This is a genomic window from Burkholderia sp. USMB20, assembly GCF_000949135.2.
Taxonomy (GTDB): Bacteria; Pseudomonadota; Gammaproteobacteria; order Burkholderiales; family Burkholderiaceae; genus Burkholderia.
On the sequence record NZ_JTAN02000012.1, the window covers coordinates 398,560 to 413,417 of the forward strand.

Consider the following 14,858-nt stretch of genomic DNA (forward strand, 5'->3'; position numbering starts at 1 on the left):
TGCCTCAAATACCCAATATGCTAAAATCCACGGGTTTTCCTCTTCGGCCTCAACCTCCAGCATGCCGCTATCCGAGCCCGTGCCCCGTCAGTTGCGACATCGACGCGCAATCCGAGCGGAAGCCTACGAGCGCGACGACGGCTTGTGGGACATCGAAGCCTGCCTGACCGACCACAAGCCGCGCGATGTCGCGCTTGCGTCGGGCATCCGGCCCCAGGGCCTGCCGATCCACGAACTCTGGCTGCGCGTGACCATCGATCGTGACCTCAATGTCGTCGACGCCGAAGCGTCTTCGGAGTGGGTTCCCTATCCCGGTCACTGTCAATCCGCCCCTCCCGCCTATCGGGCCCTCATCGGGCTCAACCTCTTCCGCAATTTCCGCCGCAACGCGAACCGGCTGCTCGCCGGCGTCGCGGGCTGTTCCCATCTGACCGAACTGTGCGCCGTGCTGCCGACGGCAGCGATCCAGGCGTTCGCCGGTGACGTGTGGAACGTGCGCGAAGAGGGCGGCGAAGGGCCGGACCATGACGGCGAGCACGTCGAGCCGCCTTTCCAGCTCGGCCGCTGCCGGGCATTGCGGTTCGACGGCGAGGTCGTGCGGCAGTACTACCCGCGGTGGTACGGCCCGCTTCGGCCGGATCTGCCCGGTGAGGGCAGCACGAAGGAATGAACGGAAATCATTCGAAGAAGCGTCTTAAGCGACATTTCATCCAACTCTCAGACTGAAGGGAATCACGCATGAAGATTCACGAGTACCAGGGTAAGGAAATCCTGCGGAAATTCGGAGTCGCGGTACCGCGCGGCAAGCCGGCGTTCTCGGTTGACGAGGCCGTCAAGGTGGCAGAAGAGCTCGGCGGCCCGGTTTGGGTCGTGAAGGCTCAGATTCACGCGGGTGGCCGTGGCAAGGGCGGCGGCGTGAAGGTGGCGAAGTCGATCGAGCAGGTCCGCGAATACGCGAACCAGATCCTCGGCATGCAGCTCGTCACGCACCAGACCGGTCCGGAAGGCCAGAAGGTCAACCGCCTGATGATCGAAGAAGGCGCCGACATCAAGCAGGAACTGTATGTCAGCCTCGTCGTCGACCGCATCTCGCAGAAGATCGTGCTGATGGGTTCGAGCGAAGGCGGCATGGACATCGAGGAAGTCGCCGAAAAGCACCCGGAACTGATCCACAAGGTCATCGTCGAGCCGTCGACGGGCCTGCTCGACGCGCAAGCCGACGACCTCGCCGCGAAGATCGGCGTGCCGGCTGCTTCGATCCCGCAAGCACGCGCGATCCTGCAAGGCCTGTACAAGGCATTCTGGGAAACCGACGCATCGCTGGCTGAAATCAACCCGCTGAACGTCTCCGGCGACGGCAAGGTCATCGCACTCGACGCGAAGTTCAACTTCGACTCGAACGCGCTGTTCCGTCACCCGGAAATCGTCGCGTACCGCGACCTGGACGAAGAAGATCCGGCTGAAATCGAAGCGTCGAAGTTCGACCTCGCGTACATCTCGCTCGACGGCAACATCGGCTGTCTCGTGAACGGCGCAGGCCTCGCGATGGCGACGATGGACACGATCAAGCTGTTCGGCGGCGAGCCGGCGAACTTCCTGGACGTCGGCGGCGGTGCGACGACCGAGAAGGTCACGGAAGCGTTCAAGCTGATGCTGAAGAACCCGGACCTGAAGGCGATCCTCGTGAACATCTTCGGCGGCATCATGCGCTGCGACGTGATCGCGGAAGGCGTGATCGCCGGTTCGAAGGCCGTGAACCTGAACGTGCCGCTCGTCGTGCGCATGAAGGGCACGAACGAAGACCTCGGCAAGAAGATGCTGGCCGATTCGGGCCTGCCGATCATCTCGGCGGACAGCATGGAAGAGGCTGCGCAGAAGGTTGTCGCGGCTGCCGCAGGCAAGTAAGCGCGCTCAATGAATAGGTATGGCGGCGCGGTTTGCACGCGACGCCAATCGAACAGAGGTCAAAATACATGTCGATTCTGATCAACAAGGACACGAAGGTCATCACGCAGGGCATTACCGGCAAGACCGGTCAATTCCACACGCGCGCCTGCCGTGAATACGCAAACGGCCGCGAAGCATTCGTCGCGGGCGTGAACCCGAAGAAGGCCGGCGAAGACTTCGAAGGCATTCCGATCTACGCGAGCGTCAAGGAAGCGAAGGCCGAAACCGGCGCGACCGTGTCGGTCATCTACGTTCCGCCGGCAGGTGCTGCTGCTGCGATCTGGGAAGCGGTCGAAGCCGACCTCGATCTCGCGATCTGCATCACGGAAGGCATCCCCGTGCGCGACATGATCGAAGTGAAGGACCGCATGCGTCGCGAAGGCCGCAAGACGCTGCTGCTCGGGCCGAACTGCCCGGGCACGATCACGCCGGACGAGCTGAAGATCGGCATCATGCCGGGTCACATCCACCGCAAGGGCCGCATCGGCGTCGTGTCGCGTTCGGGCACGCTGACGTATGAAGCGGTTGCGCAGCTGACGGCGCTGGGCCTCGGCCAGTCGTCGGCAGTCGGTATCGGCGGCGACCCGATCAACGGTCTGAAGCACATCGACGTGATGAAGATGTTCAACGACGATCCGGATACGGATGCGGTCGTGATGATCGGCGAAATCGGCGGTCCGGACGAAGCCAATGCCGCCGAGTGGATCAAGGACAACATGAAGAAGCCGGTCGTCGGCTTCATCGCGGGCGTCACGGCGCCTCCGGGCAAGCGCATGGGCCACGCCGGCGCGCTGATCTCGGGCGGTGCGGATACGGCCGAAGCGAAGCTGGAAATCATGGAAGCGTGCGGCATCACCGTCACGCGCAACCCGTCGGAGATGGGCCGTCTGCTGAAGAAGGCGCTGTAATATTTCCCCTGGGTTCGTCCTGCAGAAAACGCCGGCTTCGCCGGCGTTTTTTGTTATGCTCGCGCAATGAATTTGTAAGCCCCGGGGCTGCGCGATGCATGTCCCGGCATTGACCCGGGCCGCCTGTTCGACAGCCGTTGCCCCGCACCCGATCACCCGATACTGCTCATGCTTGAATTCCTGACGTCGCTCCACTGGGGCGCGGTGTTTCAGATCGTCATCATCGACATTCTCCTCGGCGGCGACAACGCGGTCGTGATCGCGCTCGCATGCCGCAACCTGCCCGCCAACCAGCGGCTGCGCGGCGTCGTGTGGGGCACGGCCGGCGCGATCCTGCTGCGGGTCGCGCTGATCGCATTCGCGGTCGTGCTGCTCGACGTGCCGTTCCTGAAGTTCGGCGGCGGCCTGCTGCTGCTGTGGATCGGCGTCAAGCTGATGGCGCCGGACGCCGATGCGCACGACAACGTGAAGCCGGCCGACCGGCTGTGGGACGCGGTGAAGACGATCGTGATCGCCGACGCCGTGATGAGCCTCGACAACGTGATCGCGATCGCCGGCGCGGCCGAGCAGGCCGATCCGTCGCACCGGCTGGCGCTGGTGATCTTCGGGCTCGTCGTCAGCGTGCCGATCATCGTGTGGGGCAGCACGCTCGTGCTGAAGCTGCTCGACCGCTTTCCGGTCGTCGTCGCGCTGGGCGCCGGGCTGCTGGGCTGGATCGCCGGCGGGCTGATGGTGCACGACCCGGTCGGCGACCGCTGGCCGGTACTCGATACGCAGGCCGCGATCTACGGCGCGAGCATCGCCGGCGCGCTGTTCGTCGTCACCGCGGGTTACGCGCTCCGGCGCCGCCGCGGCGTCCCGCGCGCGCATTGACGTTGGCCGTCCGGCCGACTGCCGGGGCCGCGGCCCGCTGGCTACGATCGAAACGCCTGCCTGATCCGGCAGGCGTTTTTCGTTTCCGGAGCCAGTCATGTTCGAAGCCTTTTCCGTTTCCCTGTTCCGTCGCATCGCCGCCGATCTGCGGCGCGCGCGCCGGCCGGCGCCGCGCTGGCGGCCGGCCGGCTTCACGCTGATCGAGCTGATGATCGTGCTCGCGATCGTTGGCGTGATCGCGGCCTATGCGATTCCCGCGTACCAGGATTACCTCGCGCGCTCGCGTGTCGGCGAGGGGCTCGCGCTCGCGTCGTCCGCGCGGCTCGCGGTCGCCGACAATGCCGCGAGCGGCGCGGGCCTCGACGGCGGCTACAGCCCGCCGGCCGCCACCCGCAACGTCGAATCCGTCGTCATCGACGGCGACACGGGCCAGATCACGGTGGCGTTTACCGCCCGCGTCGCCGCGGCCGGCGCGAATACGCTCGTCCTCGTGCCGTCCGCGCCGGACAAGGCCGATACGCCGACCGCGCGCGTACCGCTGAAAAAGGGCACGATGCAGGCCGGGGCGATCGCATGGGAGTGCTTTGCCGCCGGCAAGGCTGCGTCGTCGCTCCCGGCGCCGGGAGCGGGCCCGCTGCCGGAGCCGCGACGTTGCCCGCGAAATATGCGCCGGCGGAATGCCGCGCGTAGGGGCGGGGCATGCCGGCGCGTGCCGGGCCGCCCGCACGGCACGGCGCCCGCCGTGCCGGCGGGTTCCGCCGGTCGCACCGGTCGCGGCCGCGTCGGGTGACGTGCGACGGGCCGCACAGAGCGGGGAAAGTTTTGTATAGTGCCGGTTGCTGACATCCGGTTCGCTCATGCCTTCTACTTTTTCCCGTTCGTTGCCGCTCGTTGCGCTGGCTGTCGCCCTGATCGTGCCGTACTCGATCACGAATCACACGTATCCGATTCCAACCTTCTATTCAGAATTTGCCGCGCTGGTGCTGTATCTGCTGGTGGGGCTCTCCGTCGTCCTGCTCGCGCGCACGGGCCGCCCGGCCGAGCCGTTCGCCGCGCCGGCCGCGTTCGTCGCGCCGCTCGGGTTCGCGGCGGTGCTGATCGCGCAGGTCGCGCTGATGCCGCTGAAGGTGCCGTCGATGAACTGGCTGGCGGTCGGCTATCTGGCCGCCGCGCTGGTCGCGATGCAGGCCGGCTACACGCTCGCGCGCGAGGGGCTCGCCGAAGCCGTCGCGCGAATGATGTCCGGCGCGCTGCTCGTCGGCGGGGTGTTCGCGGTCGCGAGCCAGATCGTTCAGCTGTTCCATCTCGAGTCCGCGGTGTCGCCGTTCGTCGTCGTGTACAACATCACGGTCGATCGCCGCCCGTACGGCAACATGGCGCAGGCGAACCACCTGGCGACCTACATCGCGTTCGCGCTCGCGGGCGCGCTGTATCTGGCGCAGACGCGCCGGCTCGCGGCATGGGCGTGGCTCGCGCTGTCGATCGCGCTGTCGGTCGGGCTCGCGCTGACGGTGTCGCGCGGCCCGTGGCTGCAGGTCGCGGTGCTGGTCGTCGCGGGTTTCTGGATGGCATGGATCGAGTCGCGCCGCGCGCCGGGCAACCGCCGCGCATGGCTGATGCCGGTCGCGCTCGCGGTGATCTTCGTCGCGGTGAACGTCGCGGTTCGCTGGGCCAACGTGCACTTCCACCTGGGGCTCGCCGAGTCGGCGGCCGACCGGATGCGCGACGCGGGGCAGATCGCGCCGCGCCTCGCGCTGTGGAAGTACGGGCTTGCGATGTTCCGCGAGCATCCGTTGCTCGGCGTCGGCTGGGGCGAATTCCCGTCGCATCAGTTCGCGCTCGTGCGTACGCTCGGCGGTGTCGAGATCGCGAACAACTCGCACGACATCTTCATCGACCTGCTCGCGAAGTCCGGCCTCGTCGGCCTCGGCGTGCTCGTCGTCGCGCTCGTTACATGGTTCGTGCGCGCGGTGCGCGCGCCGCAGTCGAGCACGCGCGTGTTTGGCCTCGCGCTGATCGGCATCCTGCTGATGCATGCGCTCGTCGAATATCCGCAGCAATACATGTTCTTCCTGCTGCCGGCGATGTTCGTGATCGGCCTGCTCGACGTGAAGCCGCTGCGTATCCTGCCGGGCCGCGCGGCGTTCGGGCTGTTCGCGGTGCTGTCGGTCGGCGGCGTGCTGGCGGCAGTGCCCGTGCTGCGCGACTACCAGCGCGCGGAAGTGCTGTACTACGGCAGCGATCCGGCCGCGCAGTACCGCGACGCGCCGTCGCTGCTGTTCGGCGCGTGGGGCGATTACGGCGCGGCCACGCTGCTGACGATTTCGCCGGACAACCTGCCGCTCAAGCTCGTCGCGCACGAGCGCGCGATCGCGCTGCTGCCCGGCGAGACGGTGCTGCGCCGCTATGCGGCGCTGCAGGCGCTGGCCGGCCGCGACGCCGACGCGCTCGATACGGTTGCGCGCCTGCATGTGTTCGCGAAGGAGTTGAAGGATTGGCCGCAGCAGCTTGCGTTGCTGTACAAGCTGTGCGACCAGCAGCCGGCGCTGAAGGCGTTCAAGGCGGCGGTGGTCGCGAAGTACGGAGAAGTCCCGGCCGACGCGGACGACGACGACTCGGACGACGATTCGGAGTGACGCCGCGCGGCGCCGGGCGGGGAATCCCGGCGTCGGTCGGATTGCGGTGGAGCAGGGGAGCGATGGCGGCCCGGGACGGTGCGGCGATTGCTTCCCGCGAAGAATGGATGCCCGCCGGATATGGCGCGATTCGCGTCAACCATTGTCAAATCGCCGCCACGCGCGAGGCGGCGCGTGCACAATGCGCGAAAGCGTTCGCGAGCATGGCCGCCCGGAGCGGGCTGCCGGCACGAACGCTGCCCCCGGATTTCCGGGAACCCGCGCAGCAGGATCGCGACCGGGCAACCATCGGTCGTGCGGCCGCAACGGGGCGCCGGTCCGATGGCCGCGGCGCGGGGCGATGCACGCGATGCTGCCGGACGATGTCGGCCGGCGCGGCAATCGTCCGCAACAACAGTACTCAAGAACGATATTCGACCATGGCTCTTCGCTCGACCATCCTGATCCTGCCTGCCGTCGCCATGCTGCTTTCCGGCTGCGCGATGCTGTCGTCGTCGCAGGAAAGCAAGCTGACCTGCCGCATTCCGCGCGCCGTCTACCCGGATGGCGCGAAGCCGCTCACGCGTCCCGTCACCGTGCTCGTGCGCGCGCTGATGACGACCTCGGGCGAAGCCCAGAACGTCACCGTGACGACGAGCAGCCGCAATGCCGCGGCAGACCGCGCGGCCGTCGACGCGATGACACATGCGAGCTGCGCGCAGACCGGCGCCACCGCGAATCCGTTCCTGCTCACGCAACCGTTCGTGTTCGAGCCGCGTCGCGGCGAGTGACGCGAGGCACCTTGGCCCCTGATGCATGTGCGGCCAGGGCCGTCGTACGCGAGGCAGTTCGCTGCGGCTCGCGATCGCGCAGCCGCAGCGAGGGCCGGCCACCGAGGCTTCCGGTGCGCGCTTCAGAAGGTCCGTTTCTTCAGCGTATAGGCATGCAGCCAGTACAGCGTGTTGGTCTGCGCGTCGAAGTAGCCGCCCTGTGCGGTCTTGTCGGTCGTTTTATTCCACGACTTGCCGGCGTCGGTGCTGCTGAACGTCAGGTCGACCGGTGCGCCGCCGCCGGTGCCGCCGCTTCCGGAGTTCGGATCGGTCGCATAGACGAGCAGGAGGCCGTTGCGACCGATGCTCATGCTGTCGAGCGTGAGCTTCTCGTCGAACGTGCGCAGTTGCTGCACGGCCTCGGGATGGTCGTTCGTCCACGTGGAAATGGCGCCCGTCCGGCGGCCGTTGTCGGGACCCTCGCCGTTTTGCGGCTTGTCGAGATGCGACAGCGTGTACAGCGAATAACGTGATCCTGATCCCGGCGTGGGCGGCGTGGTGTCGAGCGCAGTGACGACCTGGCCTGGCAGCACGGTATCCGTCACGAATGCGTGCTGCCCCCAGTCGAGCCGATCGACCACGCTGTGACCCGGCGCTTCGGCAGTCTGTGCGACGTAGTAGGCGATCCGCAGGACCCCGTCCGGGCCGAGGCTGATTGCATTGAAATCCTGGCGCGTGTCGCTGCCGGTGTGGGCATCGGCCGGCACGTCGATCGCCTGCCACGTGTTTCCGCCGTCCGCGGTCCGCCATATGCGGGGGCCCCAGCCCGCCGCGTAGCCACGCTGCGGATCGAGAAAGAGCAGGCGGCCGATGTTCCGGTTTTCGGGCCATTGAAGTTGCGACCATGTCTGGCCGCCATTGCTCGATTTCCACAGCCTGGTAGTTTGCGGCGCGTCGCCGCCGTGCGCCTCGGGAGCTTTGTAGTTCATCCATGACGTGCTGATGAACTGAACGGTCCAGTCCGGCGAGTACCACCAGGCGGCCTCCTGGCCGACCTGCTGGAAATGGCGCTTCATCCCGCCGTCGATCGTGCCGCGGAAGAAGCTGATCGTCATGCGGTTCAGCAACTCGCCGGTGTCGTTCATCCATGCTTCGGTCGGCTCGGGCCGCTGCGGCTCGTTCGATTCGGCCTGCGGCTTGAACGTCACCTCGGGATTGGCGAGCTTGACGCTCATCACGTCGTTGCCCTTGATGCGGAAGTTGCCGCCGCCATACGGCGCGTCGTCCCGCATGAAGCTTGTCGAAATCGTCTCCCAGCCCGTCGTCATATTCACGTACCCGTATGTTGCAATGGCCAGGGCAACGAGGCCACCGGCGATCCATTTCCAGCGCTTGTGTTTTCGCATGTCACTTTTTCAGCAAACGTTCGAGCGCGCGGTTAACTTCGTCGGCCGCATCCGAACCCCACTCGCGTGCCTTGTCGGCGGCGTCCGAGCCCCACTCGCGCGCCTTGTCGGTGGCGTCCGAGCCCCACTCGCGGGCTTTGTCGACCGCGTCCTTGCTCCATTCGCGCGCTTTTGCCTTGGCGACGGGAATGCCCGCGTCGATTGCCTGTTTGCGCGTGCGCCCGTCGGCCCATTCCTCGATGTTCGGCCGCCTGCCGATCTTGATGAGATCCGAGACCGGCAGGCCGGCCAGCCCTCCGTCCAGATACGCCAATGGGTGAGTGACAAAGGCGAAGGTCTTGAACGTATCTCCGCCCTTGTCCAGTTCCAGTTCGTATCGCTTCACCTGCATCGAGAGCTTGCCGTTTCCCGGTTTCGCGCTATTGAATGCGATCTGGTTTCCCTGCATGTTCTGATACAGCCCGATCTCGATGTATTTCTGAAGCCACCAGCGCGCGTTATCCAGCCATTTCTTTCCTTTTATCGTGAGGGCGGGATACAGATTGGCGCCGTAATCCGAGCAATAGTAGTAGCCGTAACTCACATAGTAATCGGGCGGCTTATGCCCGCACCCGATATGACGCATCATGAAATTGCCGTGGCGGGACCAGTCCGAATCGGTGCTTTTCGGTTTGATCAGTTCCTCTCGCCGATGCAGCAGTTCATGGACGACTTTCTTGTCTTTCCACGGATCCCATGACGTTGCGAATTTCTTCACGGTCTCCCATGCGCTCGACACGCTGACCTTCTCTACCGTTTCCCAGTATTCGCCGTGAAGCGGCAGGTAGTAGAACGGGCAAGTACCAACGATGGAATCCGCCGCCGGCGTCACATGCTTGTCGCAGATATTGATCGCCACCTTCGGCCGATCCTTGTACCCCGTCGGCGTCAGCATCCCCGCGCCGGTACCCAGCACGTTGTCCTTCTGTTGCACGTCAGCCATTCGATTTCCCCAAGAACTTGACGACGACGTCGTGCGGCACGTGGCTCTGCGTGAGCCCGGTCTCGCCTGCCGCGTTGGTGACGCCTTCCGAGATCAGCGTGCCGTTCGAGAACATCTGGTATCGCGTATTCGCGACCGGAATGTCGGTGCCGGCCCAGTGCGCGATGAACGCCTGGTCGTAGTTGCCGCTCGAGTTCGGCAGCGTCGGCATGGTTTGCGACAGGTGCGTGGGGCCGTTGAACAGGTGCTGCGCACCCTTGATGTCGATCTTGCCGGGCGCGTGCACCTCGATGTTGCCGTCCGCGATGCGGATGTAGGCGCCGCCGGAAGTCAGCAGGATTTCCTTCGCTGCCGCGCCTTCGATCGACTGCGTGGCCGCCACCAGTTTCAGCGCCTTCTGCGCGGTCAGTTCGATGTTGTCCGCCTGCGCCTGGATTTCCACCTTGCCCTTGCCGGCGAACAGCTTCATGCCTGCGTTCTGCGCGAACAGGCTGATCCGGTCGAGGACGCTCGCGATCAGCGACTTGCCGGCCGCGACGTGCGTGCTTTGTCCGCTGACGAGGTTGACGTGCCGGTCCGCGGCGAACTGCACGGACTGCTGCGTCGACAGCGCGATGCCGGCCGGGCTGCCGAACAGCATCACGGGCTCCGTGAACGCGTTGGCCGTGCCGGTGCCGCCGCCGGCGGTCCTGCCGCCCGCGGTGCTGCCGCTCACGCTGTTTTGCGTCGCATCGCTGAACTGCTTCAGCGCCGTGTGGCCGGGGTCGAGCGACTCCCCCTGATGCTGCGCGCTGACCTCCGACATCGTTTCCATCAGGCCTTCCGCGCGGACGAGCTGCTGTTGCGTTTCCTTCACGTCGAGCGGCTGGCTTGCCGGCTGCTTCGGGTGCGTCGTGACGTACAGCCCGCGGCTCGCGCGCACCGCGCCGTATGCATCCGAGCGCAGGTCGAAGCCGCTGCCGAGATAGCCGCCGCGATCGTTGCCCGTGTGGTCGATCAGGTAGCCCAGGTGCAGGTGCGTGTTGGCCTGGCTGCTGTACAGGTGTACGCGGTTCTGCGACGTCGCGTCGTCGAGCACCAGCTGGTTGTAGCCGGCACCCGCATATTCCTTCGACCGGTAACCGGACAGGATGCCGTTGCTGTGCCATTGCGGGCTCGTCGCACCGTTGTAGACCTTGCCGACGATGATCGGACGATCGCAGTCGCCGCCGAGGAAGTCGACCAGCACTTCCTCGCCGCTGCGATGCGGATGAACGGCACCATAGCCGTTTCCGGAATCCGACGCCGTGGCACGCAGCCAGCACGACGCCTTCTCGTCGCCGTCGTTCAGGCGGTCCCAATGGAATCGAACCTTGACCCGGTTGAGCGCGTCGGTGTGGACTTCTTCGCCCTGCGGTGCGACGACGATCGCGGATTGCAGGTGCATCGGTGGTTTCGCGTGCTCGAACGGGCTGCGGAACGGCACCGTCGTGCGCTGCGCCTCGATGTTGACCTGGAAAATACCCTCGCTGCCGTCCGGATGCCGGACGTACGACAGGTCCGCGACGTCGGCCCGCACGAGCGCGCCGATGTCGGCCTGCAGGCTGTGCGGGAACGCGGCCTGTCGGTCGGCGACGGGCAGGTTGTTGGCGATCAGCCAGGCCGTCTCGATCACCGCGAAGCGGCACTGGCCCGCGTCGTCCTTGTCGTGTTCGGGGTGATCGGCGAGCTCGAACGTGCGTCCCGCATCCATGCGCCGGACGCCGCCGATGCCGTGAAAACGCTTCGCAAGCGACTCCTGCTGCTCCATCCAGAGCTTCGACAGATGGTCGCCGCGAGACTGTTCGGGGTACGTGTAGGCGCCGGTGTATTCGTAGACTTCGAGCTGCTGCGGCAGGTCGCCCTGGTTCGCGATCGTCGGCAGATGAGTCGCCTTCGGATTCGATGCGGTAGGCGGCTGCTTGTAGTCGAACGTGCGCGTCGTACGCTCGACGCTGCGCAGCGTGCGCGTGCCGGAGAACTGGACGAGCGTGTCGGCCTCGTCGCGTGCGCCGGCGTGATGAAAGCGCACGGTCGGCGGCGACAGCGCGGGCAGCGCGTCGATCCGGTCGACGACGACGAGCGTGTGCGACTTGCCGTCTTGCGCCTGCTCCCAGAAACCGTACAGGCCTTCCGATTCCAGCAGGCGGTGCACGAAGTTCCAGTCGTCCTCGTATTGCATGCAGAACGAGCGGGACGGCAGCGGCTGGTAGAGCCTGAAGTCGAAGCAGCCCCTGGCTTGCGGGTGCTGGTTCAGGACGTCGGCGATGATCTCGTCGGCGGCTTTGTCCTGCCAGATGCGCTGGTCGCGGCGGAACTTCAGGAAGTGCAGGAACGACGCGAAGACGATCTGGTAGTGCGTGAGGCCGCTGTCCGACCCGAGCCGGCGGGCAGCGTGCACGTACCCGTGGTGTGGCGCGTACGACTTGTCGGCCTGCTGGATCCGCAGCGTGACGGGCTGCGCGATCAGCTTCTTGAGCTCGATGTCGTCGGACACCGACACGGCGTCGACGGTGAACTCGAAATGACGCCCGAGCCGGGAGCGTCCCTTGACGCGATGGGGCAGCAGGACGTCAGGGCCGAGCGGCGTCTCTAGCTGGACGAGTCGTTCGTCCTGGATCGGCCCGGCCAGCCGCGCGTTTCTCAATGCTTGCGAATTCATCACCCGTGCTCGCTTTTTTTGTGCTGGGTCGCACGCTCTCCCGTGCGGAATCCGCCAATTGTATGAGATAAACGCCAGCTATCTCGAATTTGCCTTTCAACGACATTTCAAATGCGGTCGGCGCGTCGGCCTGACGGGGCAGGGTGCGCACGTCATCCGGTCGGGCAATGATCGGGCGTGGGTGGTTCAGGCCGGATCGACCAGGCCCGGGCCGCTCAGCCCGCGACATCCTCCGCCTTCCAGTCCCCCGACTTCCCGCCGCGCTTTTCCCGCACGCTCACCTCGGTGATCACCATCCCGCGATCCACCGCCTTGCACATGTCGTACACGGTGAGCAACCCGACCTGCACGGCCGTCAGCGCTTCCATCTCGACGCCGGTCCGCCCGAACGTCTCGACCTGCGCGACGCAGTGCACGCCCGGCAGCGCATCGTCGAGTTCGAAGTCGACGGCCACGCGCGTCAGCGCGAGCGGGTGACACAGCGGAATGAGGTCGGCGGTGCGCTTCGCGCCCTGGATCGCGGCGATGCGCGCAACGCCGAGCACGTCGCCTTTCTTCGCCTTGCCGTCGCGGATCAGCGCGAAGGTCGCCGGCAGCATCCGGATCGTGCCGCGCGCGATCGCGATGCGTTGCGTTTCCTGCTTGCCGCCGACGTCGACCATGTGTGCGTGGCCGGCAGCGTCGAAATGGGTCAGTCCTGACATGTCTTGCTCCAGTGGAACGGCGTGCGTGCGCGAGCACGTCACCCGATCCTGCTTCGTGACCGGCCGGGGCGCCGAATCCCACTCTGCACCCCGATCCGATCCAACGTTTCAACGGGCGCCTATCATAGCAGTGGCATACGCAGCACCGGGCGCGCAGATGGCGCGCTTGCCGCACGGGACAGTTGCGATGTCGCCGGTACAATGACCCGAATATTCAGACCACACGCCGCAATGCGCGCCCGGCGCGCGAGGCGGCGTCGCTTTCATCCTGCCATGCGTGTCAAACAGTTGCTTGCCGTGTTGCTGTCGGCGGCGCTCGTGCTGCCGCCGAGCGGCCATGCACAGCGCACCTCCGCGCAGCCGCTCGAGCCGGCGACCGGCGCCTCGCCGTCGATCTCCACGGTGCCGTCGGGCATCGCGACCGGCGTGTTCGGCACCTACGGCGGCGCGGAAAGCCGGTTTGCCGGCGCCGACGGCGCGTCCGCGCCCGGCGCGAGCCTGCGCGCGCCGCTGCGCACGCTGGAGCTGCCCGACCTCGGCGACGGCTCCGGCGGTTCGCTCACGCCGCAGGCCGAACGCCGTCTCGGCGAGCGCGTGATGCGCGAGGTGCGGCGCGATCCGGACTATCTCGACGACTGGCTCGCACGCGATTACCTGAACGCGATCGCGAAGCGGCTCGCGGCGGCTGCGGCGGCGCGCTACATCGGCGGCTACATGCCGGACTTCGAACTGTTCCCGGTGCGCGATCCGCAGATCAACGCGTTCTCGATGCCGGGCGGCTTCATCGGCATCAACAGCGGGCTGGTCGTCACGACGCAGACGGAATCCGAACTCGCATCGGTGGTCGGCCACGAGATGGGCCACGTGCTGCAGCGGCACATCGCGCGGATGATCGGCGCGAACGAGAAGACCGGCTACACCGCGCTCGCGACGATGCTGCTCGGCGTGCTGGCAGGCGTGCTCGCGCGCAGCGGCGATCTCGGCAGCGCGATCGCGATGGGCGGGCAGGCCTATGCGGTCGACAACCAGCTGCGCTTCTCGCGGTCGGCCGAGCGCGAAGCCGACCGCGTCGGATTCCAGCTGCTCGCCGGTGCCGGCTACGACCCGTACGGGATGCCGGGCTTCTTCGAACGGCTCGAGCGCACGTCGATGGGCGACGCGGGCGTGCCGGCCTATGCGCGCACGCACCCGCTGACGGGCGAGCGGATCGCCGACATGGAGGATCGCGCACGCCGCGCGCCGTATCGGCAGCCGCGCCAGTCGGCCGAATATGGCTTCGTGCGCGCGCGGTTGCGCATTCTGCAGAACCGCGCGCCGAACGACATCGCGGCCGAGGCGCGCCGGATGCAGCTCGAGCTCGACGATCGGACGGCACCGAACGTCGCGGCGAACGCGTACGGGATCGCGCTCGCGAACACGCTGCTCGGCCAGTACGATGCGGCCGACAAGGCGCTCGCGTCGGCGCGCGCCGCGTTCGACGCGCGCGAGCGGCGCGCGGACGATCCGGCGACGAGTTCGCCGAGCCTCGACGTGCTTGCGGCCGACATCGCCCGCCGCGCGGGACGGACCGACGACGCGGTGCGGCTCGCGCGCTCGCGCAGCGGCGCTGGCCGGCGTCGCATGCGGCGATCTCGCGCACCTGCAGGCGCTGATCGCCGCGCGCCGCTTCGCCGACGCGCAGGCGCTCGCGCGCACCCAGACGCGGGCGGACCCCGAGCAGCCGGACTGGTGGGATTACCTCGCGAAGGCGAGCGACGGCCGTGGCGACGTGCTCGCGCGCGCCGCGCGCTCGCGGAGAAGCTGGCGCTCGACGGCGCGTGGCCGTCGGCGATTCGCCAGCTGAAGGAGGCGCGCGACGCGAAGGACGTGTCGTTCTACGACCAGTCGATCATCGGCGCGCGGCTGCTGGAATTCGAGGCGCGCTACAAGGAAGAGCGCGAGGACGAGAAGAACGGCCGCGGATGACGGCCGTC

The 14,858-nt window shown here is 66.8% G+C and carries 10 protein-coding genes and 2 pseudogenes; 8 read left to right on the top strand and 4 right to left on the bottom strand.

All coding sequences use genetic code 11. The annotated features are described in order from the left end of the window. Positions 1-61 precede the first annotated feature (61 nt). From PL79_RS15015 to PL79_RS36625, 7 genes and pseudogenes are all read left to right on the top strand, one after another. Positions 62-670: a DUF2889 domain-containing protein gene (locus PL79_RS15015; protein WP_044844521.1), complete on the top strand. Its 609-nt coding sequence runs from the start codon at positions 62-64 to the stop codon at positions 668-670. Between the two features lie 68 nt (positions 671-738). Beyond that, entirely contained in the window at positions 739-1,905 is a 1,167-nt protein-coding gene (gene sucC, locus PL79_RS15020; protein ID WP_006755512.1) for an ADP-forming succinate--CoA ligase subunit beta, read from the top strand. Between the two features lie 68 nt (positions 1,906-1,973). Then, positions 1,974-2,855, top strand: a complete 882-nt coding sequence (gene sucD / locus PL79_RS15025) for a succinate--CoA ligase subunit alpha (protein WP_006477916.1) — start codon at positions 1,974-1,976, stop codon at positions 2,853-2,855. A 168-nt stretch (positions 2,856-3,023) separates the two neighbouring features. After that, complete coding sequence (locus PL79_RS15030) at positions 3,024-3,728, top strand: TerC family protein (protein ID WP_044844520.1); 705 nt, start codon at positions 3,024-3,026, stop codon at positions 3,726-3,728. 97 nt (positions 3,729-3,825) lie between these two features. Further along, positions 3,826-4,418: pseudogene (locus tag PL79_RS15035) on the top strand (pilin). A gap of 167 nt (positions 4,419-4,585) precedes the next feature. Then, positions 4,586-6,364 carry a PglL family O-oligosaccharyltransferase gene (locus PL79_RS15040; protein ID WP_044844518.1) on the top strand — a complete coding sequence of 593 codons (1,779 nt, stop codon included), beginning with the start codon at positions 4,586-4,588 and terminating at the stop codon, positions 6,362-6,364. Between the two features lie 62 nt (positions 6,365-6,426). Continuing rightward, the gene (locus PL79_RS36625) at positions 6,427-7,134 is read left to right on the top strand and encodes a TonB family protein (protein WP_235879273.1); all 708 of its coding nucleotides are present in this window, start codon (positions 6,427-6,429) and stop codon (positions 7,132-7,134) included. A gap of 122 nt (positions 7,135-7,256) precedes the next feature. Here PL79_RS36625 and PL79_RS15050 read toward each other — a convergent pair whose 3' ends face one another. The 4 genes from PL79_RS15050 to moaC all read right to left on the bottom strand — a co-directional run bounded on the left by PL79_RS15050 (position 7,257) and on the right by moaC (position 12,885). Further along, positions 7,257-8,441 (bottom strand): WD40/YVTN/BNR-like repeat-containing protein, encoded by a 1,185-nt coding sequence (locus PL79_RS15050; protein ID WP_044844516.1) that lies wholly within the window; start codon positions 8,439-8,441, stop codon positions 7,257-7,259. Positions 8,442-8,520: 79 nt separating this feature from the next. Continuing rightward, positions 8,521-9,501: a hypothetical protein gene (locus PL79_RS15055; protein ID WP_044844515.1), complete on the bottom strand. Its 981-nt coding sequence runs from the start codon at positions 9,499-9,501 to the stop codon at positions 8,521-8,523. Then, positions 9,494-12,181 (bottom strand): type VI secretion system Vgr family protein, encoded by a 2,688-nt coding sequence (locus PL79_RS15060; RefSeq protein WP_044844514.1) that lies wholly within the window; start codon positions 12,179-12,181, stop codon positions 9,494-9,496. Before PL79_RS15060 ends, PL79_RS15055 begins: the two co-directional genes overlap by 8 nt. Positions 12,182-12,396: 215 nt before the next feature. Further along, positions 12,397-12,885: a cyclic pyranopterin monophosphate synthase MoaC gene (gene moaC, locus PL79_RS15065; RefSeq protein ID WP_044844513.1), complete on the bottom strand. Its 489-nt coding sequence runs from the start codon at positions 12,883-12,885 to the stop codon at positions 12,397-12,399. 273 nt (positions 12,886-13,158) lie between these two features. Between moaC and PL79_RS15070 the strand changes: the two are divergent. Then, positions 13,159-14,850: pseudogene (locus PL79_RS15070) on the top strand (M48 family metalloprotease). The last annotated feature ends 8 nt before the right edge of the window (positions 14,851-14,858 follow it).